Raw genomic sequence first — 25,666 nt, 5'->3', positions numbered from 1 at the left:
CTTGATGTTGGTTGATGCGGCTATCAAAACGGGCCGCGCGAAGCGGCTCGGCTCCGAAGCGGCCCGTCCGGACGCGGAAGCGCCCGCAGCCCGATCAGCGTCGGCCTTCGGGAAGCAGGATGGAATCCTCGACCTTGATGCACCGGTCCATAATGACGGTCAAGCCGCCGTCCGCAGCGATCCGGGCAGCCTCGTCATTGACGACTCCGAGCTGCAGCCACAGCACCTTGGCACCGGCGTCGACAGCTTCCTTCGCGATCGGCGGCGTATGCTCGGGACGGCGGAACACGTTGACGATGTCGATCGGCTCCGGGATGTCGGCCAGCGACTTGTAGCACTTTTCCCCGAGAATCTCCTCTTCCTTCGGATTGACGGGGATGATGCGATAGCCCTTGGCCTGCATCGCTGCGGATACCATATGACTCGTCTTGTCCGGATCGCCCGACAGTCCGACGACGGCGATGATGTTCGCCTGCTGCAAAATGCGCTTGATCTCTTCGCGGCTTGGATTCTCGAACGGCATGGCTATCTACCTCCATCTGGTGGTATTGCAAATGGTTGATTTTTATCGGCAGGCGGATTCGCTGCGCGGGCTTAGTCGGCCCAGCGTACGTTCGCGCCCAGCGCTTGCAGATGGTCGAAATAATTGGGATACGACTTGGCGACGTGATGCGCATCCTTGATCGTGAGCGGCGCCTTGGCCCGCAGGCCGACGACCGTCAGCGCCATGATGACGCGGTGGTCGAAGTGCGCGTCGATCGTCACGCCGCCCTCCACGCCCTCGGGACGGCCGTGAACGATGATCTCGTCCTTTTTCTCCTCGACGTTCGCGCCCGCCTTGCGCAGCTCGGCCAAGTAGTCGGTGATGCGGTCGCATTCCTTGTAACGCAGGTTCTCGACATTGTAAAAGCGGGACGTGCCCTCCGCGAATACGGCGGCGGCGACCATAGCCAGCACGCCGTCCGTAAATTCGTCGCCGTCGAACTCGCCCGCGCGGAGCTTGCCGTTGCCTTGGACGTGCACGATGCCGTCCTTGTGCGTGAGCGGCGTTCCCATCGCCTTCAGCACGTCCACGACGGCGCGCTCGCCCTGCTTGCTGTCCTCGAGCAGCCGGTGTACGGTAACGTCGGATTCGGTGACGGCCGCCGCCGCCAGAATGGCGGCCGAGCCCGGGTAGTCGCCCTGGACGACGTATTCCTGCGCCAGGTAGCGCTGTCCGCCCGGTACTTTGAAGCGCATCAGATCGGGCGCGGCCTCGATGACGATGCCGGCTTGGGCGAGCACCTCCAGCGTCTGTCCGATGACGACCTTGGACTTGAGATCGTGGAGCACCTCGATCTCGCTGTCCTCGGCGAGCAGCGGCGTCAGGAAGAGCAAGGCGCTGAGGAACTGGGAGCTCACGCTGCCCGATACCTGGATCTTGCCGCCGCGGACAGCGTCGCCGCCGCGAATCGTGATCGGCAGCTTGCCCTCGCGATGCTCGATCTGCACACCCATGCTCTCGAGCGCGCGGATCAGATCGTCATGCGGACGCTTGCCGAGCGACTCGGGGTACTTGTTGACGAAGGTGACCTCGGGCAGCAGCGCAGTGACCGCCATGAGGAAGCGCAGCACGGCGCCCGCGTTGCCGACGTCGAGTTCCTTGACGGCCTTCGGGCGGCTGCCGAAGCCGGTGACGACGATCTTCTCGTCGTCCTCCTCGAGGATGGCGCCGAGATCTCTGACACAGCGCCGCAGCGCATCGCTGTCCTCGCTGTGCGCGGGGTAGCGGATCACGCTCGTGCCTTCCGCCAGCGCGGCGACGAGCAGGTAGCGGGTCGTATAGTTTTTGGAGGACAGGGCTTGAATCTCACCCGCGAGACGCGGGGTAGGCGTGACGATCATATCCATCTGGCAACGAGCTCCTTTTTGTTCGCGAGGCGTTAATTTATGTAGAAAGCCGCGCCTGACGGCGCGATTTGACTTGCAGCGCAACATGTCCTTATCATTGAGAATGAATCTATTCGAGCGATGGAGGAAGACCCTGATGAGCCATTACGATACGACGAGCGTGGAGCAGCTTAAGGCGCGGCTGGACGCCGGCGAGAAGCTGCACCTGATCGATGTCCGCGAGGACGACGAGGTCGCCGCCGGCATGATTCCCGGCGCCAGACATATCCGTCTCGGCACGCTGCCGGACAGGCTGGACGAGATTCCGCAGGACGAGGAAGTCATCTTCATCTGCCGCAGCGGCGGACGCAGCGGGCGTGCCTGCGAATACTTGAACGAGCTCGGCTACGGCCGCGTCGTGAACATGACGGGCGGCATGCTGGCCTGGAACGAACTGTAACCCCGTGCGCGCCGGTGGCGCCCGGTCCGCGAATCGGTACGATAGCGGCTCCGGGCGCCCTTTTTATTTTCGGCGACGGTTGACGCGCTGCTCTCCCCCGCGGTTCCCGCTTCGGCTCCCGCTTCCTTGCTCCCATCATAGCACAGGAAATCAGCGGTTCGCACTTAGGCCATTGTAGATCGCGTTTGCGGGCCGGAACAAACTTCTCGTATGGCCTCCGCGCCCGATAACGGTACTTTTTTCCGCTATCACACCTTTAGCGCCGCTCTTCGCGCCCAATAGCGGAACTTTTTTCCGCTATTGCACCTTTAGCGCCGCTCTCCGCGCCCGATAGCGGAACTTTTTTCCGCTATCGCACCTTTAGCACCGCTCTCCTCGCACGATAGCGGAACTTTTTTCCGCTATTGCATCCCTAGCGTCGCTCTTCGCGCCCGATAACGGAACTTTTTTCCGCTATTGCATCCCTAGCGCCGCTCTTCGCGCCCGATAACGGAACTTATTTCCGCTATTGCACCTTTAGCGCCGCTCTCCGCGCCCGATAGCGGAACTTTTTTCCGCTATCGCACCTTTAGCGCCGCTCTCCGCGCCCGATAGCGGAACTTATTTCCGCTGTTGCACCTTTAGCGCCGCTCTCCGCGCCCGATAGCGGAACTTTTTTCCGCTATCGCACCTTTAGCACCGCTCTCCTCGCACGATAGCGGAACTTTTTTCCGCTATTGCATCCCTAGCGCCGCTCTTCGCGCCCGATAGCGGAACTTTTTTTCCGCTATCGCATCTCTAGCGCCGCTCTTCGCGCACGATAGCGGAACTTATTTCCGCTATCGCACCTTTAGCGCCGCTCTCCGCGCACGATAGCGGAACTTATTTCCGCTATTGCACCTTTAGCGCCGCTCTCCGCGCCCGATAACGGAACTTTTTTCCGCTATCGCACCTCTAGCGCCGCTCTCCGCTATCGCACCTCTAGCGTCGCTCTCCTCGCCCGATAGCGGAACTTATTTCCGCTATCGCACCTTTAGCGCCGCTCTTCACGCCCGATAGCGGAACTTTTTTCCGCTATTGCACCTCAAGCGCCGTCTGCGGCGATTCGCGGGCGCCCGCGGCGCAACAACGGCCGAAGGAGTCCCGGACAAGATGGGGCTCGATCGGCCGTCCTTCAGCTAACTATGCAGGCCGACATTAGTTGTGCAGCCAGTTGTGGTGGAACGTGCCTTCCTTGTCGAGGCGCTTGAACGTGTGCGCGCCGAAGTAGTCGCGCTGCGCCTGCAGCAGGTTGGCCGGTAGACGCTCGGAGCGGTAGCTGTCGTAGTACGCCAGCGCGCTCGCGAACGCAGGCACCGGGATGCCGAACTTGACGGCAGCGGCGACGACTTCGCGCCAAGCGTCCTGGTAGGACTCGACGACGCCCTTGAAGTACTCGTCGAGCAGCAGGTTGCGCAGGCCCGGGTCGCGGTCGTACGCGTCCTTGATGTTCTGCAGGAAGCGGGCGCGGATGATGCAGCCGCCGCGGAAGATCATCGCGATGTTGCCGTACTGCAGGTTCCAGTTGTACTCCTCGGAGGCGGCACGCATCTGCGCGAAGCCCTGCGCGTAGGAGCAAATCTTGCTCGCGAACAGCGCCTTGCGCACGCTCTCGATGAAGGCGGCGCGGTCGCCCGCGAAGGCGGTCTTGGCAGGGCCTCTCAGCACCTTGCTGGCCGCGACGCGCTCGTCCTTCATCGCCGACAGGAAGCGCGAGAAAACGGACTCGGTGATGATGGACAGCGGTACGCCCAGGTCGAGCGAGCTCTGGCTCGTCCACTTGCCGGTGCCCTTCTGGCCGGCGGAGTCGAGGATGACGTCGACCATCGGCTTGCCGGTCTCGGGGTCCTTTTCCGCAAAAATGTCGGTCGTGATCTCGATCAGGTAGCTGTCGAGCTCGCCCTTGTTCCATTCGCTGAAAATCTCGTGAAGCTCGTCCGGCTGCACGCCGAGCACGTCCTTGAGCAGTTGGTACGCTTCGCAGATGAGCTGCATGTCGCCGTACTCGATGCCGTTGTGCACCATCTTGACGTAGTGGCCCGCGCCGTCCGGTCCGATATACGTGCAGCACGGATCGCCGTTAACCTTCGCGGAGATGCCCGTCAGGATCGGCTCGACCAGCTTGTACGCTTCCTCGGGACCGCCCGGCATGATGGACGGGCCCTTCAGCGCGCCCTCTTCGCCGCCGGATACGCCGGTGCCGATGAAGTGGAAGCCGCGCTCGGTCAGGTCCTTGCTGCGGCGCTGCGTGTCCGGGAAGTAGGCGTTGCCGCCGTCGATGATGATGTCGCCCTTGTCGAGATGCGGGACGAGCGACTCGATCGTCGCGTCCGTGCCGGAGCCGGCCTGCACCATGATCAGAATCTTGCGGGGCTTGTCCAGCGATGCCACGAATTCTTCGACGGAGTATGTAGGCACGAGGTTCTTGCCCTTGCCGTCCGTATTCATCAGATCGTCCGTCTTCTCGCGCGAGCGATTGTAGACGGCTACCGTAAACCCGCGGCTCTCGATGTTGAGTGCCAGATTGCGTCCCATGACGGCCATGCCGACGACGCCGATATTTGCATTAGACATGTTTCGATTCCTTCCTCCAAGCCGTTAAGCCGTTTTTTCTGCGCGTTTCAGTCGCTCTTATTGTACTCTTTTTGTCCGAAGATGAAAACAGCCCGCCGCGATGCGACGGAATTCGAGCTCACATGCGAATGGAGCGCGACATGAATGTGACACGGATGCGACGAGAAAGCGACATCTTAAAATGCAGAAGCGTCACCGACAAGACGCAAGACGCGACGCCGATGCGCCACAGACCGCATTATTCGGTCCCGTCGCCCGCGCCGTCCCACGAGAAGCCCAGCGCGTCAAGCAATGCCTTCGCCAGCGTGATGTGGCCGGCCGCGTTCGGATGCACCCGGTCCCATGCGATCGTCGCCGGGTAAATGTGCGCAAGTACGCGGTCGAACGCAGCCTGCGTGTCGACGAACAGCGTGCCGTGATTTTCCGCGATACGCTTCACGATGCCGCCGTACTGATCCATGGTCGCCCGCATCGCATCGCTCCGGTTGGGCTCGAGGTAAAATGGCGTCATCAGCACGATGCCTTTTACATGCGTAAGCGTCTTCTCAACCAGCTCGCTCAGCGTCTCCTCGTACTCCTCCGCGTATACATGCGATTCCTTGATGTACGGCTGGTCGTATTGACGCCAGACGTCATTCGTGCCGATCATGATCGACACCCAATCCGGCGCCAGGTCCAGCACGTCGGTCTGCCAGCGCTCCGCGAGATCGCGGACGGTGTGGCCGCTCGAGCCGACATTGACGACACGCACGGGAAGCTGCGGATACACGCTCTGCAGCAGACCGGCCGCGATCGATACATAGCCGTTGCCGAGCGCGCCTCCCAGACCTTCCCCGATCGGCCGGCTGCGGCCGCAGTCCGTGATCGAGTCTCCAATCATGACCAGCTTATCGTTTGTGGACAGCTTCACTCGTCATTCCCCCTTTTGAGTTGATGCACGTCTTCATTGCCATCCCACATTTTAACTCGTTGATGCGTCGCAGGACAACATGCAATCCTGCAATTAAGCACAAAAAACGGACGTTCCTCGCGGAACGCCCGGGTGTTGTCGCATATACGAAGCCGTTACAGCTCAAGCTGCAGGCTCTCCAGCCTCATCGCGGCCAGCCTGGCCTTGGACGCCTCGATCTCCTCGACGCTGCCGGCCTGGAGCGCATCGTGCAGCACGGCGAGCTCATAGTCGATCTCAAGCCGCAGCACGCCTACGCGCTGCTCCGCGCGTCTCGACTTGTAAGCCTGAATCATATCTTCTACCGTGATCTGAGGGCGCTTCTGGAATATAATCCGATGCTCCATGCCTGACACCTCCACGAGTCGTATGATTTCGCCGAACATAATATTTTCTATCAGCAGGTGACGATCCCGGAACCGCTTGACGACGGCATGGCCTCGCGAGTCATTGATCAGCTTCTCCAGCCAGAGCGCGAACTTCTCGTCCTTCACCACATAATCCCCGACCATCTTGTAACGACCCCTGGTGCGTTGAAACCGCAGCTTCAGCAGCCTCCTCCCCGTGCGGACGGAGACGAGAAAAAAAGTCTCGCTCTCGTTCCAGTACAGGGAATAGCCTTCCTGAATCAAGTCCCGAATCAAATTCTGAATCTGTACGCGGTCGAATCGAAGCTCCAGGTTGCAGTATTCGACTTCATGGCTCCGGTTCACGGCCATCCCCCCTCCTGCGGTATGGGCAGCGATCGAGTTGTTGACCGAATGTTCAGATAATTTGTTCTTACTTTATCTTATACTCCATCTTATGTTATGGCAACTTGGTTTCTTGACTATTTTCCGGTATAGTGATGGCAAAATAGCAACCGAAATTCGCAAGCAGAGGAGAACCGCATGTCCACGCCAACGAACGACGCTCTCACAGGATTCATCGCCCAGGACTTCGACGCGATGACGATTCCCGGTCTCGACAACCGGATGCAGGCCATCATCCATCAAGTAAGGCCGAAGCTCGAGCAGCTCGGGCGCACGCTCGCCCCCCTGCTCTCCGATCTATGCGCGGAGCCTATGTATCCGCATGTGGCCAAGCACGCCAGACGGTCGGTCAATCCGCCGGACGATACCTGGGTCGCGTGGTCGCGTCATCCGCGCGGCTACAAAGCGCATCCTCACTTTCAAATCGGGCTGTGGTCCACGCACCTGTTCATCCAGTTCGCCATCATCTACGAAAGCGCGAACAAATCCGTATTCGCCGATCGTGCGGCGGCTGAGCTCGCATCGATCCGCGCCTCGCTGCCGGCAGACTACGTATGGTCCAAAGATCATACGCTGCCCGAAGGGATTCCCCACGGCGAGCTCACGGACGGGCAATTGACCGACTGGCTGGCCAGGCTGAAGACGGTCAAAGCTGCGGAGATCACCTGCGGCGTCCATATCGGCCGCGACGACGACCGCGTGCGGGATCCGGCCAGTCTGCTGCGGACGGCCGAAGCAGCGTTCCGCACGCTGCTGCCGTTGTACAAGCTGTCTTTTTAAAGACGCCCGAACGACTGTCCGCTTACTAATTCATACACCAATATTCGCCAATGCCAAACAGCGCCCGCACAAAACAGCAGCCCCTCCGATTGCCGGAGGGGCTGCTTGCTTGCGGTCGGTCAGGCCGCGACCCCGGTGCGGGCCGCCGTCCGCTGCCGCTTGGCCTTGCGGAAGTGCAGCAGCTCGTAGACGCAGGGCACGAGCACAAGCGTCAGCAGCGTGGCGACGATCAGGCCGCCGATGACGACGATCGCCAGACTCTGCGATACGATGCTGCCGGTCTCCGACGTGCCGAACACGAGCGGGAGCATCGCGCACACCGTCGCGATGGCCGTCATGAGTATCGGCCGCATGCGGGTGCCGGCCGCCTCGAGCAGTGCTTCGCGGATCGGCATATGCGCCTCGTTTTTCTTGACGCGGTCGATCAGCACGATCGCATTGGTGACGACGATGCCGATCAGCATGACGACGCCGAAGATTGCGGTGAAGTCGGGCGTCACGCCGGTCACGATCAGGCCGAGTACGGCGCCGATCGGCACGAACAGAATCGAGGCGAGTATCGCCAGCGGCGCGCGCAGCGTCTTGAACGTGAACACCATGATGAGGTAGACGATGCCGATCGATACGATCATCATCATGAACAGGCTCGCGAAGTCCGCGCTCTGATCGGCGGATGCGCCGCCTACGTACAGCTTCACGCCGTCCGCCGGCTTGATGTCCTTCATGGCGTCCGAGATCTTGCCGCCGACGATCGAGAGCTGTGCGGGCTCAACCGTGGCGGTCACACGGACGTAGGTCTTGCCGTCCTTGTGGTAGGCTTCGGTAGGCTGATCGCTCTTGACCCACTCGGCGATCTGGGACAGCTTCCTCGGCCCCTCGTCCGTCGCGACCGTCAGATCGTTCAGCTCGGCGGATGCGCCCGGCTTGAGCAGAGGCTCGAGCGATACGGGCATCTGCTGGCCGTCCTTGACGATGCTGCCGAGCGGTACGGCGTTCATCATGCCCTGCAACTGGGCAGCGATATCCGAAGCCTTGGCAGCCGTCGGATCGACCTGGAGCGTGTACACGGTCTTGCGTTCCTGCTGGTTGCTGGCAACCTTGAGCACATCCTTGATCGGCTTGATCTTGCTCATGACGAGGTCGGCCGTCTTCGTCAATTCGCCCAGATCGTCTCCGACGATGTCGACGAACACCTGGCTGCCCCCGCCGCCGAACATCAGGGAGCCTGCGGATGCGGACAGCTCGGCGCCCGGATAGCTGGCGCGCTCAGCCTTGACGGCTTCGATGATCTTGTCGGCATCGGCCTTCGGCTTCATCTGAATCGTATAGTCGACCTGGGTCGGCGATTTGACGTTGCCGTACATGGCGCCTTCCGCGCTGTTGCCCATGTCCATGATGACCCACTCCTGGCCCTCCTGCTTGATGAGGAACGCCTCGAGCTTTTTGCCGTTCTCAAACACTTCGGCTACCGGCGTATCCTGCGGATACGACAACTGTACGTTGATATTCGAAGCGTCGGAAGAATCGATCGCGCCCTTCGGCAAATTGAAGTAGGTGGCGATCGAGCCGACGAGCAGCACCAGCGCGACGAGCAGCGGCAGCCACTTGTGCTTCAGATTCCATTCGAGGAAGCCGCCGAAGCGCTTGGACGGCTGATGTTCCTTGATCTCCGAGCGCTTGAGCAGACCTGCGCTCATGAGCGGGATGACGGTCAGCGCGACGAGCAGCGAAGACAGCAGCGAATAGGTGACGGTCAGCGCGAACGGCAGCAGGAACGACTGCAAGGACCCGCGGAGCAGCCCCATCGGCAGGAAGACGGCCACGGTCGTGAGCGTCGAGGCGGTGATCGCCGTGGACACTTCCTTGGTCGCGTCGATGACGAGCGCTACCGAGAATTTCTCCTTCTGCAGCCTGCGGAATATATTCTCGATGACGACGATGCTGTCGTCCACGAGTCGGCCGACGGCGACGGCGACGCCGCCCAGCGTCAGTATGTTCAGGCTGATGCCCGACAGGTCGAGCAGGTACAGCGTAAGTCCGAGCGAGAGCGGGATCGAGACGATCGTGACGAGCGTCGCGCGCAGATTGCGCATGAACAGCAGGATGACGATCGTGGCGAACAGCGCGCCCATGAGCACTTCGCGCATCATGCTGTTCACGGAATGGACGACCTGATCCGACGTGCTCAGGATGACCTTGAGTTCCATGTTGCTGTTGTCCTCCATCAGACGGTCGGCCGTCTTCTGGACATCTTTGCCTACGCTGACTGCGTTGGCATTCGCACCCTTGGATACGACGATCATGAGCGCGTCCCTGCCGTTAACCCGGCTCACGCTCTCCGTGTCGTCCGACTGCGTGACCGATGCGACATCCGACAGCTTGACGCCCGGCGCGACCGGGAGCTTCGCGACGTCCTCGGCGCTGCCAAGCTCGGCGCTCACGTTCAGGTTGACGGCCTCGCCGTCAAGCACCGCCGCGCCGACGGATGCCGATGCGGTGCGCCCCTGGAGCACCGCATACAGCGCCTGCACCGGCACGCCCTTGGCGGCGAGCTTCGCGGCATCCGGCACGATCGTCACGCTCGGGATCGACTTGCCCGACAACTGAACCTGGCCCGCGCCGTCGATCTCGCGGAAGGCGTCGACAGCGCGCTGCTCGGCCTTGGTCTTGTCGGCGTTGCTCACGCCATCCTTGAAGGTCAGCGACAGGAACGAGATCGGGATCATCGACGTGTTGTACTGGATGACATAAGGCTTCGACACGCGCTCCGGCAGCTGGACGGCTGCGGATGCCTTCTCGACCTCGGCCTTGGCCTCGGACATATTCGTCTTGGCGTCGAAGTTCAGATTGATCTGGGAGTACCCGTCTCCGGATGTGGAGAGCATGGCGGTCTTGCCCTTGATCGCGGACAGCGCCTGCTCGAGCGGCCCCGTCACATCCCGCTCCATCGTAGCGGTGTTGTAGCCTGGCCCGATGACGCTGACCGTCACCTGCGGGTTGTCGGCTTCGGGCAGGAATTCCATCGGCAGCTTGAAGTAGCTGAAGACGCCCAGCCCCAGCGTCATGACGACGAGGATGATGACCGCCGCCTTGTTTTTGAATACGCCCTGAATAAATGAACTCACTTGAAAATGACCCCTCTCCTCTTGCTTGCATCAGCTACGATAAGCATAAAGGAGAGCATGCCCCCGGCAACAACGGCCAGAGACCGGACCTTCTCTCAGACCTAAGACGGAGAAAGAATCGGACCTCGGACGCTTCCAGACTTTTCCTCGTCGTCTCGCCATAAGGAATAATAAGAACAACCGCCAAGGAAGAATTCACCCTGACGGCCCTATCGATAGCTGGTCTCTGCTGGTCTCTGCTGGTCTCTGCTGGTCTCTGCTGGTCTCTGGTATATCACAAGTACGGCGGAATAACGTTTTCCTCAAAATTTACAAATTCTTGGAATGTCAAAAAAATGTCGAATGCGGCCGAAAATATCGATAATTTCGCCTTTATATCGATTGCGTCCGCCCCGGCAACCGTGTTCATGGGACCGTGCGGTATCCCACAAGACGAGTGGACGTATGCACTTGAAGGCGATCCGCACTTCTCTGCCGCCACGAGGCACATCGCCTCTCGTAGTGAAGGCGATCCGCACTTCTCTGCCGCCACGAGGCACATCGCCTCTTGTAGTGAAGGCGATTCGCACTTCTCCGGCGCCATGAGGCACATCGCCTCTCGTAGTGAAGGCGATCCGCACTTCTCTGCCGCCATGAGGCACATCGCCTCTCGTAGTGAAGGCGATCCGCACTTCTCTGCCGCCACGAGGCACATCGCCTCTCGTAGTGAAGGCGATCCGCACTTCTCTGCCGCCACGAGGCACATCGCCTCTCGTAGTGAAGGCGATCCGCACTTCTCTGCCGCCACGAGGCACATCGCCTCTTGTAGTGAAGGCGATCCGCACTTCTCTGCCGCCATGAGGCACATCGCCTCTCATAGTGAAGGCGATCCGCACTTCTCTGCCGCCACGAGGCACATCGCCTCTTGTAGTGAAGGCGATCCGCACTTCTCTGCCGCCACGAGGCACATCGCCTCTCGTAGTGAAGGCGATCCGCACTTCTCTGCCGCCACGAGACACATCGCCTCTCGTAGTGAAGGCGATCCGCACTTCTCTGCCGCCATGAGGCACATCGCCTCTCGTAGTGAAGGCGATCCGCACTTCTCGCGAAACCATCAACAACTTTCGTTCTGAAGCCATTTAGGCTGGAAGGATATCCGAGATGTTGCATAGTTCAACCGGGCCCGTAGGGCGCGCAGGCATAAAGTTTGCGCTTGGAGCGGAGCGGCGGCGGCTGATCGGACAAAAGCGGCATGGAGCCTGCGATGCAAGTAAAATCGACTTTGCTGTCTTATAGTGACGGCGATACGTTTTATCGGAGACGATTCAGAGAAGGTTAGAGATACTTATACTTTCTGAATCGCGTTAAAAAACCGTCGGGGCAAAATTGCCCTGACGGTCCTTTGCGTTGTATCCGGTCCGGTCCGTGCCGCGCCATGGTTATTGCAGCATTGTTGCGAACCTGCAGCCAGTGATTACTAAGGGCTTAAGTCTGCGGGCTGGCCGCTCTGCGCGCCGAGCTGCGGTAGCCCGCGAGCAGGCCGAGCGCGCCGAGCGACATGAGGCCGGACACGATAAACGGCAAGCCGGCCTGGACGGACAGCAGCGCGGCGCCCAGCAGCGGACCGACGATGCGGCCGAGGCTGTCCATCGACGAGCTGAGCCCCGACGCGACGCCCTGGGACACGGTCGTCTTCTGCGTGATGAGCGAAGTGACGCAGGGCTTGATCAGGGCGTTGCCGATGCCGAAAATGCACAGGTAGACGGAAGCGGCAATCCAGTTGTGCGCCGTCAGCAGCAGGAAAAATCCGACCGCGGAGATGACGAGCCCGATCGCGATATAGCGGCTCTCCTGTCCCTGCTTCACGCGCCTGCGGACGATGCCGCCCTGGACGAGCGCGCCGACCAGTCCGCAGAAGAAGAACATGAGACCGACCTTGCGCGGGGTAACGTCGAACTTGTCGATGCCGTACAGCTGCAGCGTCCCCTCAAGAATAGCGAGCGAGAACGTGACGAAAAAGGCCAGCACGTACAGCTGCTTGAGCGGTCCCTGGAAAGCGGTCCACCGGGATTGGCGCTTAAGCAGTCTGGCCGCTGCGCGCTTGTCGGCCGTGAGCGACTCCGGCAGCTTGAGCCAGGCTGCGAAGAAGGTGAGCAGCGACAGGAGGGCCGCCGCGTAAAATGGCGCGTTCAGAGAGATCAGATTGCTCAGTTCCCCGCCGATAAACGGACCGAACGTAAAGCCCATGCCGATGCTCATACCGACGACGGCCATCCCTTTGGTGCGGTTCTCCTCGGTCGTGATATCCGCGACATAGGCGACGATGCAGGCCGTCACGGCGCCGGAGAACAGGCCGCCGAGCAGGCGCGATGCGTACATGATCCACAGATTGCCGTCCGCAAGGCCGAACAGCAAAAAGCTGACCGAGAATCCGAGCACGCCGAGCATGATGACCGGCCGCCGTCCGATCCGCTCGGAGACGCCGCCCCATACGGGCGACAGCAGGAACGATACGAACGAGTACAGCGACAGCATGCCGCCCGTATGCCAGTTCGCCGAATCGGGACTGGCGTCCGTCACAAGCTGCGGCAGGATCGGGATAATGATGCCAAAGCCTACGAACACAACGAACAACATAAGACCTACGATGACCAGCCTGCTTTTCACGGATCTTTCTCCTTTGCCCATCCACGTCTTTTCTTCATATGGTAGCACAATGGCACGGACGTTCCAAATAAAGCGCTTGACATTTTGGTGACAGCCGCGGCCGAATCGGTTCGCCATTGCCGGGCTTGCCGGATAGCTGCACGAATGTTGCCGGGGCTTGCCGCGGTTGCAATCCCCGACGTTTTTGCTATACTCATGCTTGTTCGCCATACCTATGTCCGGCATTGAAAGGCAGTGAATCTATTGGACCACTCCCGCACGCCCTTGTTCGACGCGCTGCTGCGGCACAAGGAGCGCAATCCCATCCAGTTCCACATTCCCGGCCATAAGAAGGGCGCGGGCATGGACCCGGAATTCCGCAGCTTCGTAGGCCAGAACGTTCTGGATATCGATCTGATCAATATCGCGCCGCTCGACGACCTGCACCAGCCGGTCAGCGTCATCCTCGAGGCGCAGCGGCTCGCGGCCGACGCCTTCGGCGCTGATGCCACGTTCTTCTCCGTCCAGGGCACGAGCACGGCGATCATGGCGATGATCCTGTCCGTCTGCGGCAACGGCGACAAGATCATCGTCCCGCGCAACGTGCACAAGTCGATTCTGTCGGCGATCATCTTCGCAGGCGCGCGGCCCGTCTTCCTGTCGCCAGCGCGCGACCGCAATCTCGGCATCGATCACGGCGTGACGACGGCCTCCGTGCGGCGGGCGCTGGAGCGCCACCCCGACGCCTCGGCCGTACTCGTCATCAACCCGACCTATTACGGCGTCTGCGCCAACCTGAGGGAGATCGTCGATCTCGTGCACGAGTACGATATTCCGGTGCTCGTCGACGAGGCGCACGGCGCGCTCATCCACTTTTCTAGCGAGCTGCCGCTGTCCGCGATGGCGGCCGGCGCGGATATGGCCGCGACGAGCGTGCACAAGCTCGGCGGCTCGATGACGCAGAGCTCGGTGCTCAACGTCAAGGGCGCGCTCGTCAACATCCCGCGTGTGCAGACGATCCTCAGCTTGCTGACGACGACGTCGACCTCTTATCCGCTGCTCGCCTCGCTCGACGCCGCCCGCCGGCATCTGGCGACGAACGGTCGCGAGCTTGCCGCAGCCGCGGTCGCCAGGGCAGAGCGCGCCCGCACCGAGATCAACGCCATCCCGGGGCTGTATTGCTTCGGCGAAGACATTCTCGGCGAGGAAGCGACCTTCGATTATGACCAGACCAAGCTGACAATTCATGTCCGCCACCTGGGCATCACCGGCTACGACGCGGAGAATTGGCTGCGCGACGCGCACAACATCGAGGTCGAGCTGAGCGACATGTACAACATTCTGTGCCTCGTGACGCCGGGCGACGACGACGAGACGATAGGCATCCTGCTCTCCGCGCTTCGCGAGATGTCCGAAGCGTATCTCGGCAAGGGAGAGATCAAGGAAATGGTCGTCGAGATTCCCGAGATTCCGCATCTGTCGCTGACGCCGAGGGACGCCTTCTACGGCGAGACGGAGATCGTGCCGTTCCGCGCTTCGGCGGGCCGGATCATCGCCGAATTCATCTATGTGTACCCGCCGGGCATCCCGATCCTGCTGCCGGGCGAGGTCATCTCCCAGGACAACATCGATTATATCGTCGACCATCTCGAGGTCGGCCTCCCGGTCAAAGGACCGGAGGACCGGAACGTCGAGTACGTGAAGGTCATCGTCGAAGAGACGGCCATCTCGTAGCTGCTCCAAAAAGAAGAGCCGATCCTTCGCAAATGCAAGCGCAATGCGCCCATTTGCAAAGGATCGGCTCTTTTGACGGCATACGGCTCAGTCCGCTTCCTGTGCGGCCAGCTCCTCGTACACCTTCATCACGCGTTCCCATTCTTCGTCGTCTTCAATGTTGACCAGCACTTCGTCTTCGCCGTCTTCCTCTATGCGGAAGATGACGCCGTCGTCGTCCGGATCGTTGCGGTCGAGCAATACGGCATAGGCTTGATCGCCGCTCTCGAACGTATACACCAGCACCATCTCGTGCTCGTTGCCATCCTCGTCGGTCACGACGAATACGGCTTCGTCGTGCTCGTGATCGCAGTTTTCATCATGAACATGGTCGCTCATGGAGAACCTCCGTTCATCGGTTAAATTAGTCTTCGCCCTATCCTATCACTAACCCACTATCGGGTCAAACAACACGCCAAGAGCCGCGAAGCGGTTCGCGGCTCCTGACAGTCGCGCGGCTGGCGCGGTCTATTTGGCGAATACGGTCTTCTCGGAGACGACCTGGTAGCCGCCGCCGTCGACCGCCTTCATCCAGAATCGGATCGTATACTTGCCCACGCTGCCGAAGTTGTACGTATAATCGGCGCTCGTGAACCAGAAGTTGTCCTTGTCCGTCGGGAAGTCGCTCTCCTTGGACGTATGGGCCTCGATGTCCTTCTCGTCCCCGTACGGATCGGCGATCGTCACCTTGAACGCGTTGATCGGAACGGTCAGATTGTCCACCTGGGAAAAAATCTTGAAGCTCTTCTTGCCGCGCTCGACGCCGCCGAAAGGCTTGCTGCCGTCCATCAGGAAAATATGGACATTGGGCTTCGCGATCGACACCTTCTTGGCCGAATCGTCCCAGAAGACGAGCGCCTTCATCAGATCGGCCAGATTGCGGACGCCGACGTAAGCCTTGCCATCCTCCAGCACGCCCTGATCGTCGAGCTCTTGCTTGTTCACGATGATCCGTACCTTCTGCGTGATCGTATCCGCGTAGATGGCGGAGCCTCCAAACAGAGACAGCACAGCCGTCAATAAGAGAAGCCTGCGCAGCTTCATCAATGATCCCTCCGTCATTACCGCGTGTTGGCCAACAATTTGTTTGCTTTATGTAAACGTATATACCGCCTTGCGCGGCAAAAGTTGCGGTCGCGGAATCATTAAAGTTTCGAGGCGATTCGACCGATATTCCGAGCTGTCGCCATCCCCGCTCGGAATATGCGGTTGCCCGGGAAATGTCCTGTATCCGCGGCTTCATTTCCCGGGGTCGCTTCAGGCTCTCTTCGGCAGCGTCAGCACGCAGGGTACGCCCTTGCCGAGCGCTCCCGGCTTGGTCATGCGCGCCAAATAGTCGAGCCCCCGCTGGCAAGGCGTCTTGCATACGGCGCATGTGTCCGATAGAACGATTTTCATCTGCGGCTGCACATGCTCGGCATGCACTTTCTTTTTGGCGCCACCCTTGGCGCTCTTGCCCTGACTGGCCGGCTTGCTCATCTTGCCCGTCTCCCCCGGCGGCCGTGTGCGGATCGCCACGATACAGTATGCAGGCGGACGACGGAATGCCAATGCAGCGGTGTATGATTTGACATCTTCTGCAACCAAGCAAATTATGGTACATTAATTTAGAATTTACGGTTGTCGGCTGCGCATGCGGCATGCTACGGGAGGCTGCTGATGGATATTCGGATGCTCGGTTGCGGGAGCGCATTTGCCAAGGAATTCTACAATAATAACGCCATCGTCTACGCCGGAGGCCGCAAGCTTCTGGTCGACTGCGGGACGACGGCCCATGTCGCCTTGCGCAAGCTCGGCCTCTCGCTCGCGGAGATCGACGGCGTGCTGATCACCCATATTCACGCGGATCACGTCGGAGGGCTCGAGGAGCTCGCTTTCCAATTAAAATTTCTGTTCAAGCGGCGCATTCCGTTGTATATTGCGGATACGCTGGCCGACATCCTGTGGGAGCATTCGCTTCGCGGCGGACTGGAGCAGGAGGGTCTCATGACGCTGTCCGACTACTTCGACGTGCGGCCTATGGCGGAAGGCTCGCCGTACGAGGTGCTGCCCGGCCTGCGCGCCGAGCTGCTGCGGACGTCTCATATCCCGGGCAAGCTCAGCTACTCCGTGCTGTTCGGACATACTTTTTTCTACTCTTCGGACATGCTCTTCATGCCGGAGCTGCTGGAGACGCTCGTGCGCGAACGCGGCGTGGAGACGATCTTCCACGATTGCCAGCTCGAGCCGCCGGGCGTCGTACACGCCTGTCTGGACCAGCTGCTCACGCTGCCTGACGAGCTGCAGCGAATAATTCGCCTCATGCACTATGGAGACGCCCAGCCTCAATATATCGGGCGCACCGGCGGGATGCGCTTTGTCGAGCAGCACCGCCTGTACAGCTTTGACGTAGGATGAATCAAGCTTGGGAGGATGTAATCTATGACGGGTTTGTGGATCGGAGCGGCTATCATCGTAGCCGTCATCATATGGCTGACCTTCTGGGTAACCAAAAAAGCCTACTCCAAAAAATGGGAAGGCGAAAACGACGAATAAACGTCCTGACCGACGCCGGTCGGATACACGGTCGTCAGCACGGGGACCGTATCGTCCGGCGCAGGGAACAGGCTGCAGCCTGCCAATACGCTTGCGAAGCCTGCAATCGTTATCATTTTGACGGCGCGTTGCGGTCGGATGAACCATCGCATGTTCACGGGGATTCCTCGCTTCATTAACGGATATCCCCAGTCTGCTCCAAACGTCTCTCTTCTATCCGCCGCCGCTTGTTCCTATTTATCGTTCTCCCCCGGCAGCCTTACGACCGCCAGCAGTACCGTACCGATCAGGCCGAACAGTCCGACCAGCCATAGCGTTAACAACGGGATATTGTCCATTCCCGGGCAGCGCCTCCGCTTCCTGACCATCGTCGTTATTATGTTCCGGTATATCAGTTTACGCGCCCAATGGTCGAATCATCCCGCATCCGTTCATTTTTTTTCGATTTTCTGTTGACGCGGACAACCCCTCCTGGTATTATATAAAAGTCCTTTCCGATACGATCTGATAGCTCAGCTGGGAGAGCACTACCTTGACAGGGTAGGGGTCACAGGTTCGATCCCTGTTCAGATCACCATACTTAAACGCGCTGAAGCCTGATCCCACAGGCTTCTTTTTTGTTGCATGCTCAGTCTTTCCAGATGCGTTTTTCCTGTCATTGCTTTTCACCCCGTTTAAAGTCAGCCCCTCTTGCTCACAATAAGAGCGAAGGAGGGAAATTCACCATGTTAAACACTTCTGGCCGCAAGGCGCTGCTCGCCACGGCGTTGCTGCTGGCGCTTGCCTCTCCTATGACGACCGGCAAGGCGCAGGCCGGCGCCACCGATGCGCAGGCCGTCCGGGAAGACGCACTGGCCGTCACGGCGGCGCCGACCGCCATCGCCGGCCTCGCTCACCGCGAGGGTCATCACGGCCGCAAGCATCATCGCCGTCTGGACGATATGGCCGAGGTGCTCGGCATGACTTCGGATCAGCTGATCGGCGAGCTCAAGAAGGGCAAGTCGATTGCCCAGATCGGCCAGTCCAGAGGCATCAGCGAGGACCAGCTGATCGGCAAGCTGCTCGACAAGGAGCGCGTGCATCTGAAGGAGCAGATCAACAGATCCTGGGGCGCCGAAGCGAAGAAAAACACATAGCACGGACGATCAGAAACGGGCGGGTCCTACGCGGATCGGCCCGTTTTGACTGACGATGCAAACTCATTTTTGATTTATAAAAAAAATGATTAAAAACCTCTTTACAATCGCTTCGGATTCGCCTATAATCAATCAAGTCGCCACACAATATGATCTGATAGCTCAGCTGGGAGAGCACTACCTTGACAGGGTAGGGGTCACAGGTTCGATCCCTGTTCAGATCACCATACTTAACATCGCGGAAGCCATTTATGGCTTCCTTTTTTGTTTGCTGCAACATTTGGCCCGCCCCCTGCGTTAGTGTGGTTGACCGCATCGGAATATAAATCCATCCAGGAGGAATCGATCATGAAAAAAACGGCCAAAAGTCTGCTCGCCCTGCTCGCCCTGATGCTGTTCAGCCTGTCCGTCAGCGCTTCGGCATTCGCGTTCAACGATATTCAGAAGGATCCGGGCAAGAGCTATATCGAGCAGCTTCAAAAGAAAGGGCTCGTCAGAGGCGACGGCAGCGGGATGTTCAAGCCCAAGAGCGCGATCACCGCGCAATCCGCCGTCACGCTGATCGTGAACGGCTTCGGCCTGAACATCGACAACATCCGCTTCATCAAGGAGCCGAAGGCAAGCGATTACTTCACCAAGGTCAAGGATAACGCACCCTATGCCAAAGCCTTCATCATCGCACAGCTGAACGGCCTGGATATCCCCCGCGACATCGATCCGAACGGCAAGGTGACGCGCGAGCAGTATGCGCACTGGGTGTACCAAGCAATCAGCAAAAAAGGCGAATATGCCTGGATCGAAATGTACATGACGTTCAAGGACGAGGATAAAGTAACGAAGGGCTACATGGACAGCGTCCAGAAGCTGCTCATCGGGAAGATCGCATCCCTGGACGAGAAGAACAGATTCCGCCCGAAGGACGCGATCACCCGCAGCGAAGCGGCCGTCATCCTGGCCAAAGGCATCACATTTGTCAAAAACACAAAACCGGTGCCGCAGCCGGAGCAGCCGGCCTCGCCGCTGACGAATGTGCGGATGTCGAGCGAAGCATACGGCACCGAAGCGCTCAAGGTGACGATCTCAGCCGAGGCGCCGCATGCGGGCTACGGCATCGAGATCGCGAACGTCGCCTACAAGGATAAGCAGGCGATCATCACCTACCGGGTCGTCAAGCCGGATCCGGACCGCATGTACCCGCAGGTCATCACGACGGTCGCGGCTGCCGTCTACATCAGCACGGCGTATACGCCCGTGCTCGGCGGCGAAGTCCAACCTTAAAGCAGCTCCAGGCCTTATGAAGCCGCATTAAACAGCACAGCAGAGAGCCGCCGGCACATGTCCGGCGGCTCTCTGCTGCTAGTAGACGGAAATGCCATGCAGCGTGCCCAGCGCCCGTTAATCGGCGCCGGATGTCTCTGCGGACGCCGCAGTCTCGCGCAGCATGCGCTCCCGCTCCTCCGCGCCGAGCTCCGGCACGCACCAATCGATCGGACGCTCGCCCGCCTGCCGCAAATATTCGTTCGCACGCGAGAACGGCCGGCTGCCGAGAAAGCCGTTGTGCGCGGACAGCGGACTCGGATGCGCGGACGCAATGACGAAATGCTTGCGCCGGTCGATAAAGGCCGCCTTCTTCTGCGCATGGCTGCCCCACAGAATGAACACCAGCGGGGCCTCTCGCTCGTTCAGCGCCGCTACGACGGCGTCGGTGAACTTCTCCCAGCCGAGACCCTTGTGCGAGTTGGCCTCGCCCTCACGGACCGTCAGCACGGCGTTCAGCAGCAGCACGCCCTGCTTGGCCCAGTGCAACAAGTTGCCGTGGCCCGGGATCGGGCATCCCAGATCGCTCTGCAGCTCCTTGAAGATGTTGCGCAGCGACGGCGGCTGGCGGACACCCGGCAGGACGGAGAAGCTGAGGCCGTGCGCCTGGCCCGCCCCGTGGTAGGGGTCCTGTCCCAAGATGACGACCTTGGCGTCCCGATAGGCAGTCAGATGGAGCGCTTCAAAAATATGATGCATGTCCGGATACACGGTCCGCTGTCTGTACTCGGCGGCCAGCTCCGTTCTCAGCGCCTTATAGTAGGGCTTCTCCAGCTCCGGCTGGAGCAAGGGCTCCCAATCGTTCCTGAACACCGCTGGCATGAGGCCCGCCTCCTGATTTATGATAGCTAATAGCAAGGGATTCGCGATTCAATTATAGCAGAATCACGAGGCACGCCCAAAACAAAGGAGAAACGCCCCATGACTATGACTTCGATCTATTGGTATGGCAACGCCTTCCTGCCCGAGGAGCAGGTGCGGATCTCGCCGCACGACCGCGGCTACTACTTCGGAGACGGCATCTACGAAGTATTCCGCGTATACGGAGGCCGGCTGTTCGAAGCCGACGCCCACTACGAGCGGCTGCGGCTCAGCGCCGAAGGCCTCAAGCTCCCGCTCCCTTGGGGCATCGACGGATTGCGGAGCGCCATCGACGAGCTCGTCGCCCGGAACGGGCTGTCCGACGGCACCGTCTATTTGCAGATTACCCGCGGTGCGGCGCCGCGCAACCACCTCTTCCCCGCCGATGCCGCCCCGGTCGCCCTCGCCTATACGCGCGAGGTCGCGCGCCCCGTCCGGACGATGGAAGAAGGCATCTCCGTCATCACGCAGGACGATATCCGCTGGCTGCACTGCAACTACAAGACGCTGAACCTGCTGGCCAACGTCCTGGCGAAGCAAGAGGCCGCGGAGCGCGGCGCCGCCGATGCCATCCTTCACCGCGACGGCATCGTCACCGAGAGCAGCGCCTCCAATGTCATGATCGTCAAGGACGGTGCGCTCCTGACGCATCCCGCGAACAATCTGATTCTGCACGGCGTCACACGCGCCGTGACGCTCAGACTGGCGGGCGCAGGCGAGATCCCCGTCCAGGAGCGCCCCTTCACGCTGGACGAGCTGTACGGCGCCGACGAAGCCTTTGTGACCGGCACGACGGTCGAGATCACGCCGATCGTCTCCGTCGACGGCCGCCCGATCGGCGCCGGGGCGCCCGGCCCTCTCACACGGGAGCTGCAGGCGCGCTTCGCCTCGGCGATCGGCATCGCCTGACATAACGAACGGCTCCGGGGCGCGCATTCAAGCGCGCCCGGAGCCGTCCTCACCTCGCCAATAACTTTCAATCCGTTTCGATACTGAACACGACATATCGATTAAGCTGCTTCGCATCCTTTTCCGCCTTGTCGACGATCCGGTACTCCTCGGAGTCCTCCTCCAGCACGACGAAGTAAGAACGATCATGCTCCCTGTACAGCTTTTTGGCCAGATCGATCGCGTACTGCTTCGTCATCGCTCCCTCACGCCCTATCCTCTCTATTCCTGTGCGTTATACCCTTCCACGCGGATACGGTTAATTCCTGCTGCCGCAGGCAGGCGATTCGGATCGCCGAGACGGCTCACACCAGCCGCAGTCACAGCAAAAAACGCCGAATGCACTCGGGCATCCGGCGTTTTCGCACTGCTTATTTTAACGATTGCTTGATGTCGCACTCATATGCCGATCAGGAACGTCCGCCCTTGCGGCCGGCCTCTTCCCTGCTCATGCCGCCCCTGTCGCTGCCGCCGCCTTGGCTGCGATTGCTGCTGCCACCGCCCGCCTCTCCGCCCTTCTCGCCGATCTCCTGATAGAAATCGCGGTCATGCGTCCTCGATGTCGCTTCCCCACCCATGCGTCCTGCTTCCTCGCGGCTCATCTTGTTGTTGTCGTCATTGCGTGCCATTCAGAATCACTCCTTTGGGTTAGTCCGGGCTTGCTTGCCCATGTTATAAGTACCCCTGGAGCCAGGAAGCAAACGGTTATGAGAGCTTTCTCACATAGCGGTGTCTAACGAACGGATCTGCTTCGGATCAAACCGACCACACTCGAGACGACCGTTAAAACGGAAAGCGCGAGCACGATCCATTTATTTTTATTGTCCCCCGCCATCCCCGTCAATGACAGCACGATTAAAACAATACCCACGATTAGCGTTAAATAATGCAGCATATTTCTTCTCATTGCGACTCACCCCGGCTATTCTACTGAATTTGAGCTTGCCGATTCATGCCCCATAATCCAAAAATCCTCCTTCGCCTCTACCTGTAATTTGCGTACAGATAGGGCAAAAGAGGATCTCGTGCGGCGAATCCCGCGCGGCCAGGTCAGGTCGCCTTAGCCTCGCAGGACTCGTCTTTTAAAGTCGATTTGGCTTATGTAAGTCAGGGAAACGAACCCTATCACTACCAAGTATGCCGAGGACGGGGGTCGAACCCGTACGATGGTCACCCATCGCAGGATTTTAAGTCCTGTGCGTCTGCCAATTCCGCCACCCCGGCATGATCATCTCAATAAACCGACGTTGTTCATTGTACTATGCGCGAGGCGGTGCGTCAAACGTTAAAAATAAAATCTGTCGTATTTTTCCGTCGCTGCTGCTATATAACGATAACAGCCGGCTGTTGCCTGCAGCGAACTAGCACCTAAGTCCTCCACGCATGCAAAACGCCTCCCCGCGATCTCCATCAACCGGAGAAACGCAAGTGAGGCGCATAAAGCATCGCTATGTAATTGACGTAAGCCTCGCATAGGAATATGCGAGCGAACCTCGCTGTGGTGGGCCCTGAGGGACTCGAACCCCCGACCAATCGGTTATGAGCCGACAGCTCTAACCACTGAGCTAAGGGCCCTCGTCATGATCCCTACGAGGTGATAAGTTGGTTGCGGGGGCAGGATTTGAACCTGCGGCCTTCGGGTTATGAGCCCGACGAGCTACCGGGCTGCTCCACCCCGCGTCGTTAAGCGTTCATTTGTCCTTCAATGGCGACAAGAATTAATATACCGCATAGACTATAGTTCCGTCAAGGAAAATCACGAATTATTTTAATTTTTTTTCGAATCTGCATTCGAATCCGTATTCGCAGCCTCAACCTGCTCGGCCTGCGCCATCTCCGCGAGCTTCTGCAGCAGAATATGCTGCGGCATATGCATCAGATGCTCCAGCGGCACCTTGAGATGCGCCGCCAGCTTCTGCGCCGTATCTGCGGACAAGGGCATTCTTTTCATTGCTGCCAGCCTCCCTATCTTCGCGGCTCTCGTATAGGATGGTTCCGCCGCTCACTCGAACATAACACAGCAAGGAGCCTGCCGCAACCCGAAGGCGCGGCAGGCTCCCCTAAGCAAACCCGTCGTTTATGGCATATAACGCACGCCGTACTTGCCCTTGCGCGAGCGGTATACCTCGACTTCCCGAGGCATATCGACGCCGAACAGCCAGCCGTCGTTTTCGATGCGCCGGACGAGACATCCCGCCTGAAATTTGCTGTCGTACAGCCGCGACCAGTACACCCAATTCATACCGTGTCCGTCCCTCCGGAATGTGGTCGATATGGATTTAGGATGCTCGGTTTGCGAGCGGTTTAACCCTTGCTTCTGCCTTGCCTTAATTCACGACGACTTCCCCGGCTGCGGCGCGCAGCATCGATTGCATGCCGGATTGGGCCGCCTGACGGTATTCGTTCATCTCGGCACTCAGATCCCCCGTCGGGTCCAGCTTGATTTTCTGAAGCAGCTCATTGCCCTTGGTGTCCCACTCCGTCAGCGCTTCGTCGATCGTCTTCTTGCCCTGGGCGGCATCCTGGAATAAATAATTGCCCAGCTCGGAGATCAGGCTCAGATTGGGTCTGCTGCGGTACAGCTCCGTATCCGCCTCGCTCGCTTCGCCCACGTAAGGCTTTACCTTCGTGAACGCTTCGAGGTGGAACGCGGCGCCGTCCTGCGGCTGGATGAACTTCTGCCGCACGCTGAGCTCGCCTTGGCTCCGCGCCTTGAACTTGGCCACCTCTTCGCTGTTCATATGCTTGATGAACGTCCAGGCATCGTCCGGATTGGCGCTTTTGGCATTGATGGAGGACATGTTGCCCAGATACATGCCGGGCGCGCCGCCCTCCGCATATTCGGGCACCGTGACGACATCCCAATCCAGCGCCTTGGCATCTTTCATCTTGTCCACGTTTTTATTGTAGCTGGCGATCTCGTTCACCATATAATAGCTGCCGATGACCATGGCGACCTTGCCGGCCAGGAACGTGTTGTTCTGATAAGGATTGTATGCGTACACCCCGTCGCCGGACGCCATGGAAGCCGCCGACTGCTGCAGATCTTCGTCATGCGGGATGACGTGATCCTTGTACATCTGGATCGGCTTGGCCCATGCATCCGCCCATGCCTTCGTATGAACGGTCATCTTCTCGCCGGCGGCATCGAACATTCTCATGCTCGACGTATCGTACGTCGATTGAATGCTGTAGAGCTGGAGCCCGCCGCCGTATGTATTAAACGCAAATCCGTATGCGGCATCCTTGCCTTTGCCGCTTTTCATCGATTGCGCCAGGGAGAATATCTCGTTCCATGTCATGCCGTCCTTCGGAGGCGTTACGTTTGCTTTTTCGAACAGCTTTTTGTTGTAGAACAGCGCGCTGCTCGAGAATGTCGGGGTCAGCCCGTAAATCTGGCCGTTGCCCTGCCCTTTGATCGATTCGAGGACGGAGGGCAAAAAGTCGGACATATCCATCTTGTCCTGCTTGATGTACGGATCGAGCGACTTCAGCAGGTTATCGGTCACCAGGCGCTTCATCGTACCGAGGTCGGTCATGACGACATCGACCGGATTGTCGCCGCTCAGCAGTTCGCGGAATTTTTTCTCCGGGTCCTCCTGCTGCTGCTTTTTGCGCTCCTCCTCCGTCATAAACTGCGAATCGCTGTAGTCGGTTGCATAGACAAGCTCGATGTCGATGTTCGGATGATCGATCTCGAACATGTCGGTCGTCTGCTGGCGGAACCATGATTCGCTGTCCTTGCTGCCGTACATCATTCCGATCCGGAGCGTACGCCGCTCGTTGTCCTTGGCCGCGTCGTCCGAGCATGCGCCGAGTACCGGAACCGCCAGCAATATCGCCGCGAGCCCCGCGCTCCATCCCTTGCCCGTTCGAGTCTTCCACTTAGCCATATTCATATATATCCCCTTCCGTTTTCCTCAATCGGCATAATTTTCCGCATG

24 protein-coding genes and 5 tRNA genes are annotated in these 25,666 nt (G+C 59.5%); 10 read left to right on the top strand and 19 right to left on the bottom strand.

The features are described 5' to 3' along the window. Positions 1 to 94: 94 nt before the first annotated feature. Positions 95 to 523, bottom strand: a complete 429-nt coding sequence (locus tag VQ071_RS04790; RefSeq protein WP_340512717.1) for a CoA-binding protein — start codon at positions 521 to 523, stop codon at positions 95 to 97. Positions 524 to 594: 71 nt separating this feature from the next. Beyond that, complete coding sequence (gene aroA / locus VQ071_RS04785) at positions 595 to 1,890, bottom strand: 3-phosphoshikimate 1-carboxyvinyltransferase (RefSeq protein ID WP_340512716.1); 1,296 nt, start codon at positions 1,888 to 1,890, stop codon at positions 595 to 597. Positions 1,891 to 2,026: 136 nt separating this feature from the next. Here aroA and VQ071_RS04780 point away from each other — a divergent pair, with 136 nt between their 5' ends. Beyond that, positions 2,027 to 2,329, top strand: coding sequence for a rhodanese-like domain-containing protein (locus tag VQ071_RS04780; RefSeq protein ID WP_340512715.1), 303 nt, complete (start codon positions 2,027 to 2,029; stop codon positions 2,327 to 2,329). Between the two features lie 1,176 nt (positions 2,330 to 3,505). Here VQ071_RS04780 and gndA read toward each other — a convergent pair. The 3 genes from gndA to VQ071_RS04765 form a co-directional block, all read right to left on the bottom strand. Then, positions 3,506 to 4,921: an NADP-dependent phosphogluconate dehydrogenase gene (gene gndA, locus VQ071_RS04775; RefSeq protein ID WP_340512714.1), complete on the bottom strand. Its 1,416-nt coding sequence runs from the start codon at positions 4,919 to 4,921 to the stop codon at positions 3,506 to 3,508. 238 nt (positions 4,922 to 5,159) lie between these two features. Then, positions 5,160 to 5,801 (bottom strand): SGNH/GDSL hydrolase family protein, encoded by a 642-nt coding sequence (locus VQ071_RS04770; protein WP_445293261.1) that lies wholly within the window; start codon positions 5,799 to 5,801, stop codon positions 5,160 to 5,162. A gap of 185 nt (positions 5,802 to 5,986) precedes the next feature. Then, positions 5,987 to 6,583 carry a hypothetical protein gene (locus VQ071_RS04765; RefSeq protein ID WP_340512712.1) on the bottom strand — a complete coding sequence of 199 codons (597 nt, stop codon included), beginning with the start codon at positions 6,581 to 6,583 and terminating at the stop codon, positions 5,987 to 5,989. 177 nt (positions 6,584 to 6,760) lie between these two features. Here VQ071_RS04765 and VQ071_RS04760 point away from each other — a divergent pair, with 177 nt between their 5' ends. Further along, positions 6,761 to 7,402, top strand: coding sequence for a YktB family protein (locus VQ071_RS04760; RefSeq protein ID WP_340512711.1), 642 nt, complete (start codon positions 6,761 to 6,763; stop codon positions 7,400 to 7,402). 119 nt (positions 7,403 to 7,521) lie between these two features. Here VQ071_RS04760 and VQ071_RS04755 read toward each other — a convergent pair whose 3' ends face one another. Beyond that, entirely contained in the window at positions 7,522 to 10,527 is a 3,006-nt protein-coding gene (locus VQ071_RS04755) for an efflux RND transporter permease subunit (RefSeq protein ID WP_340512710.1), read from the bottom strand. 335 nt (positions 10,528 to 10,862) lie between these two features. On the opposite strand from VQ071_RS04755, the gene VQ071_RS04750 reads away from it, so the two are divergent. Next, positions 10,863 to 11,639, top strand: coding sequence for a hypothetical protein (locus VQ071_RS04750; protein ID WP_340512709.1), 777 nt, complete (start codon positions 10,863 to 10,865; stop codon positions 11,637 to 11,639). Positions 11,640 to 11,991: 352 nt separating this feature from the next. Here VQ071_RS04750 and VQ071_RS04745 read toward each other — a convergent pair whose 3' ends face one another. Further along, the gene (locus VQ071_RS04745; RefSeq protein WP_340512708.1) at positions 11,992 to 13,173 is read right to left on the bottom strand and encodes an MFS transporter; all 1,182 of its coding nucleotides are present in this window, start codon (positions 13,171 to 13,173) and stop codon (positions 11,992 to 11,994) included. Positions 13,174 to 13,416: 243 nt separating this feature from the next. Between VQ071_RS04745 and VQ071_RS04740 the strand changes: the two genes are divergently transcribed. Continuing rightward, positions 13,417 to 14,886 (top strand): aminotransferase class I/II-fold pyridoxal phosphate-dependent enzyme, encoded by a 1,470-nt coding sequence (locus VQ071_RS04740; RefSeq protein WP_340512707.1) that lies wholly within the window; start codon positions 13,417 to 13,419, stop codon positions 14,884 to 14,886. An 87-nt stretch (positions 14,887 to 14,973) separates the two neighbouring features. Here the strand turns inward: VQ071_RS04740 and VQ071_RS04735 are convergent, their stop codons facing one another. The 3 genes from VQ071_RS04735 to VQ071_RS04725 form a co-directional block, all read right to left on the bottom strand. Next, a complete protein-coding gene (locus tag VQ071_RS04735) occupies positions 14,974 to 15,264 on the bottom strand; it encodes a DUF1292 domain-containing protein (RefSeq protein ID WP_090115327.1) in 291 nt (96 codons plus the stop codon). Positions 15,265 to 15,393: 129 nt separating this feature from the next. After that, on the bottom strand, positions 15,394 to 15,969 hold the full coding sequence (locus VQ071_RS04730) for a stalk domain-containing protein (protein WP_340512705.1): 576 nt from the start codon (positions 15,967 to 15,969) through the stop codon (positions 15,394 to 15,396). 213 nt (positions 15,970 to 16,182) lie between these two features. Beyond that, on the bottom strand, positions 16,183 to 16,404 hold the full coding sequence (locus VQ071_RS04725; RefSeq protein WP_340512704.1) for a hypothetical protein: 222 nt from the start codon (positions 16,402 to 16,404) through the stop codon (positions 16,183 to 16,185). Positions 16,405 to 16,578: 174 nt separating this feature from the next. Here VQ071_RS04725 and VQ071_RS04720 point away from each other — a divergent pair, with 174 nt between their 5' ends. From VQ071_RS04720 to VQ071_RS04700, 5 genes are all read left to right on the top strand, one after another. Then, positions 16,579 to 17,322, top strand: coding sequence for an MBL fold metallo-hydrolase (locus tag VQ071_RS04720; protein WP_340512921.1), 744 nt, complete (start codon positions 16,579 to 16,581; stop codon positions 17,320 to 17,322). 639 nt (positions 17,323 to 17,961) lie between these two features. After that, positions 17,962 to 18,037 (top strand) — tRNA-Val (locus VQ071_RS04715). Positions 18,038 to 18,185: 148 nt separating this feature from the next. Next, positions 18,186 to 18,596, top strand: coding sequence for a hypothetical protein (locus VQ071_RS04710; RefSeq protein WP_340512703.1), 411 nt, complete (start codon positions 18,186 to 18,188; stop codon positions 18,594 to 18,596). 151 nt (positions 18,597 to 18,747) lie between these two features. Next, a tRNA-Val gene (locus VQ071_RS04705) sits at positions 18,748 to 18,823 on the top strand. A 121-nt stretch (positions 18,824 to 18,944) separates the two neighbouring features. Continuing rightward, entirely contained in the window at positions 18,945 to 19,874 is a 930-nt protein-coding gene (locus VQ071_RS04700; protein WP_340512702.1) for an S-layer homology domain-containing protein, read from the top strand. 117 nt (positions 19,875 to 19,991) lie between these two features. Here the strand turns inward: VQ071_RS04700 and VQ071_RS04695 are convergent, their stop codons facing one another. After that, complete coding sequence (locus VQ071_RS04695; protein WP_340512701.1) at positions 19,992 to 20,735, bottom strand: uracil-DNA glycosylase; 744 nt, start codon at positions 20,733 to 20,735, stop codon at positions 19,992 to 19,994. Between the two features lie 99 nt (positions 20,736 to 20,834). On the opposite strand from VQ071_RS04695, the gene dat reads away from it, so the two are divergent. Then, complete coding sequence (dat, locus tag VQ071_RS04690) at positions 20,835 to 21,683, top strand: D-amino-acid transaminase (protein ID WP_340512700.1); 849 nt, start codon at positions 20,835 to 20,837, stop codon at positions 21,681 to 21,683. A gap of 67 nt (positions 21,684 to 21,750) precedes the next feature. On the opposite strand, the gene VQ071_RS04685 is transcribed toward dat, so the two are convergent. From VQ071_RS04685 to VQ071_RS04650, 8 genes are all read right to left on the bottom strand, one after another. After that, on the bottom strand, positions 21,751 to 21,921 hold the full coding sequence (locus tag VQ071_RS04685) for a hypothetical protein (protein ID WP_340512699.1): 171 nt from the start codon (positions 21,919 to 21,921) through the stop codon (positions 21,751 to 21,753). Between the two features lie 211 nt (positions 21,922 to 22,132). Further along, positions 22,133 to 22,351: a KGG domain-containing protein gene (locus tag VQ071_RS04680; protein WP_340512698.1), complete on the bottom strand. Its 219-nt coding sequence runs from the start codon at positions 22,349 to 22,351 to the stop codon at positions 22,133 to 22,135. Between the two features lie 509 nt (positions 22,352 to 22,860). Beyond that, positions 22,861 to 22,946 (bottom strand) — tRNA-Leu (locus VQ071_RS04675). A 275-nt stretch (positions 22,947 to 23,221) separates the two neighbouring features. Continuing rightward, a tRNA-Ile gene (locus VQ071_RS04670) sits at positions 23,222 to 23,297 on the bottom strand. Positions 23,298 to 23,325: 28 nt separating this feature from the next. Next, positions 23,326 to 23,402: transfer RNA gene (locus VQ071_RS04665), tRNA-Met, on the bottom strand. Positions 23,403 to 23,490: 88 nt separating this feature from the next. Continuing rightward, positions 23,491 to 23,673 carry a YycC family protein gene (locus VQ071_RS04660; protein ID WP_340512697.1) on the bottom strand — a complete coding sequence of 61 codons (183 nt, stop codon included), beginning with the start codon at positions 23,671 to 23,673 and terminating at the stop codon, positions 23,491 to 23,493. A gap of 126 nt (positions 23,674 to 23,799) precedes the next feature. Continuing rightward, positions 23,800 to 23,964 (bottom strand): hypothetical protein, encoded by a 165-nt coding sequence (locus VQ071_RS04655; RefSeq protein ID WP_340512696.1) that lies wholly within the window; start codon positions 23,962 to 23,964, stop codon positions 23,800 to 23,802. An 85-nt stretch (positions 23,965 to 24,049) separates the two neighbouring features. Beyond that, a complete protein-coding gene (locus tag VQ071_RS04650; protein WP_340512695.1) occupies positions 24,050 to 25,615 on the bottom strand; it encodes an ABC transporter substrate-binding protein in 1,566 nt (521 codons plus the stop codon). Positions 25,616 to 25,666: the final 51 nt, after the last annotated feature.

It is taken from the genome of Cohnella sp. 56 (assembly GCF_037963805.1).
In the GTDB taxonomy this organism is placed as follows: Bacteria; Bacillota; Bacilli; order Paenibacillales; family Paenibacillaceae; genus Cohnella.
The sequence above is the reverse complement of the archived record's forward strand: the minus strand, read 5'-3'. Positions and strand labels throughout refer to the sequence as shown.

Excerpts from the sequence above, each read along its gene's own strand:
- VQ071_RS04790 (WP_340512717.1), bottom strand. The coding sequence starts at position 523 with ATGCCGTTCGAGAATCCAAGCCGCGAAGAGATCAAGCGCATTTTGCAG.
- aroA (WP_340512716.1), bottom strand. The coding sequence starts at position 1,890 with ATGGATATGATCGTCACGCCTACCCCGCGTCTCGCGGGTGAGATTCAA.
- VQ071_RS04780 (WP_340512715.1), top strand. The coding sequence starts at position 2,027 with ATGAGCCATTACGATACGACGAGCGTGGAGCAGCTTAAGGCGCGGCTG.
- gndA (WP_340512714.1), bottom strand. The coding sequence starts at position 4,921 with ATGTCTAATGCAAATATCGGCGTCGTCGGCATGGCCGTCATGGGACGC.
- VQ071_RS04770 (WP_445293261.1), bottom strand. The coding sequence starts at position 5,801 with ATGATTGGAGACTCGATCACGGACTGCGGCCGCAGCCGGCCGATCGGG.
- VQ071_RS04760 (WP_340512711.1), top strand. The coding sequence starts at position 6,761 with ATGTCCACGCCAACGAACGACGCTCTCACAGGATTCATCGCCCAGGAC.
- VQ071_RS04750 (WP_340512709.1), top strand. The coding sequence starts at position 10,863 with ATGTCGAATGCGGCCGAAAATATCGATAATTTCGCCTTTATATCGATT.
- VQ071_RS04735 (WP_090115327.1), bottom strand. The coding sequence starts at position 15,264 with ATGAGCGACCATGTTCATGATGAAAACTGCGATCACGAGCACGACGAA.
- VQ071_RS04730 (WP_340512705.1), bottom strand. The coding sequence starts at position 15,969 with ATGAAGCTGCGCAGGCTTCTCTTATTGACGGCTGTGCTGTCTCTGTTT.
- VQ071_RS04725 (WP_340512704.1), bottom strand. The coding sequence starts at position 16,404 with ATGAGCAAGCCGGCCAGTCAGGGCAAGAGCGCCAAGGGTGGCGCCAAA.
- VQ071_RS04710 (WP_340512703.1), top strand. The coding sequence starts at position 18,186 with ATGTTAAACACTTCTGGCCGCAAGGCGCTGCTCGCCACGGCGTTGCTG.
- VQ071_RS04700 (WP_340512702.1), top strand. The coding sequence starts at position 18,945 with ATGAAAAAAACGGCCAAAAGTCTGCTCGCCCTGCTCGCCCTGATGCTG.
- VQ071_RS04695 (WP_340512701.1), bottom strand. The coding sequence starts at position 20,735 with ATGCCAGCGGTGTTCAGGAACGATTGGGAGCCCTTGCTCCAGCCGGAG.
- dat (WP_340512700.1), top strand. The coding sequence starts at position 20,835 with ATGACTATGACTTCGATCTATTGGTATGGCAACGCCTTCCTGCCCGAG.
- VQ071_RS04685 (WP_340512699.1), bottom strand. The coding sequence starts at position 21,921 with ATGACGAAGCAGTACGCGATCGATCTGGCCAAAAAGCTGTACAGGGAG.
- VQ071_RS04680 (WP_340512698.1), bottom strand. The coding sequence starts at position 22,351 with ATGGCACGCAATGACGACAACAACAAGATGAGCCGCGAGGAAGCAGGA.
- VQ071_RS04660 (WP_340512697.1), bottom strand. The coding sequence starts at position 23,673 with ATGAAAAGAATGCCCTTGTCCGCAGATACGGCGCAGAAGCTGGCGGCG.
- VQ071_RS04655 (WP_340512696.1), bottom strand. The coding sequence starts at position 23,964 with ATGAATTGGGTGTACTGGTCGCGGCTGTACGACAGCAAATTTCAGGCG.
- VQ071_RS04650 (WP_340512695.1), bottom strand. The coding sequence starts at position 25,615 with ATGGCTAAGTGGAAGACTCGAACGGGCAAGGGATGGAGCGCGGGGCTC.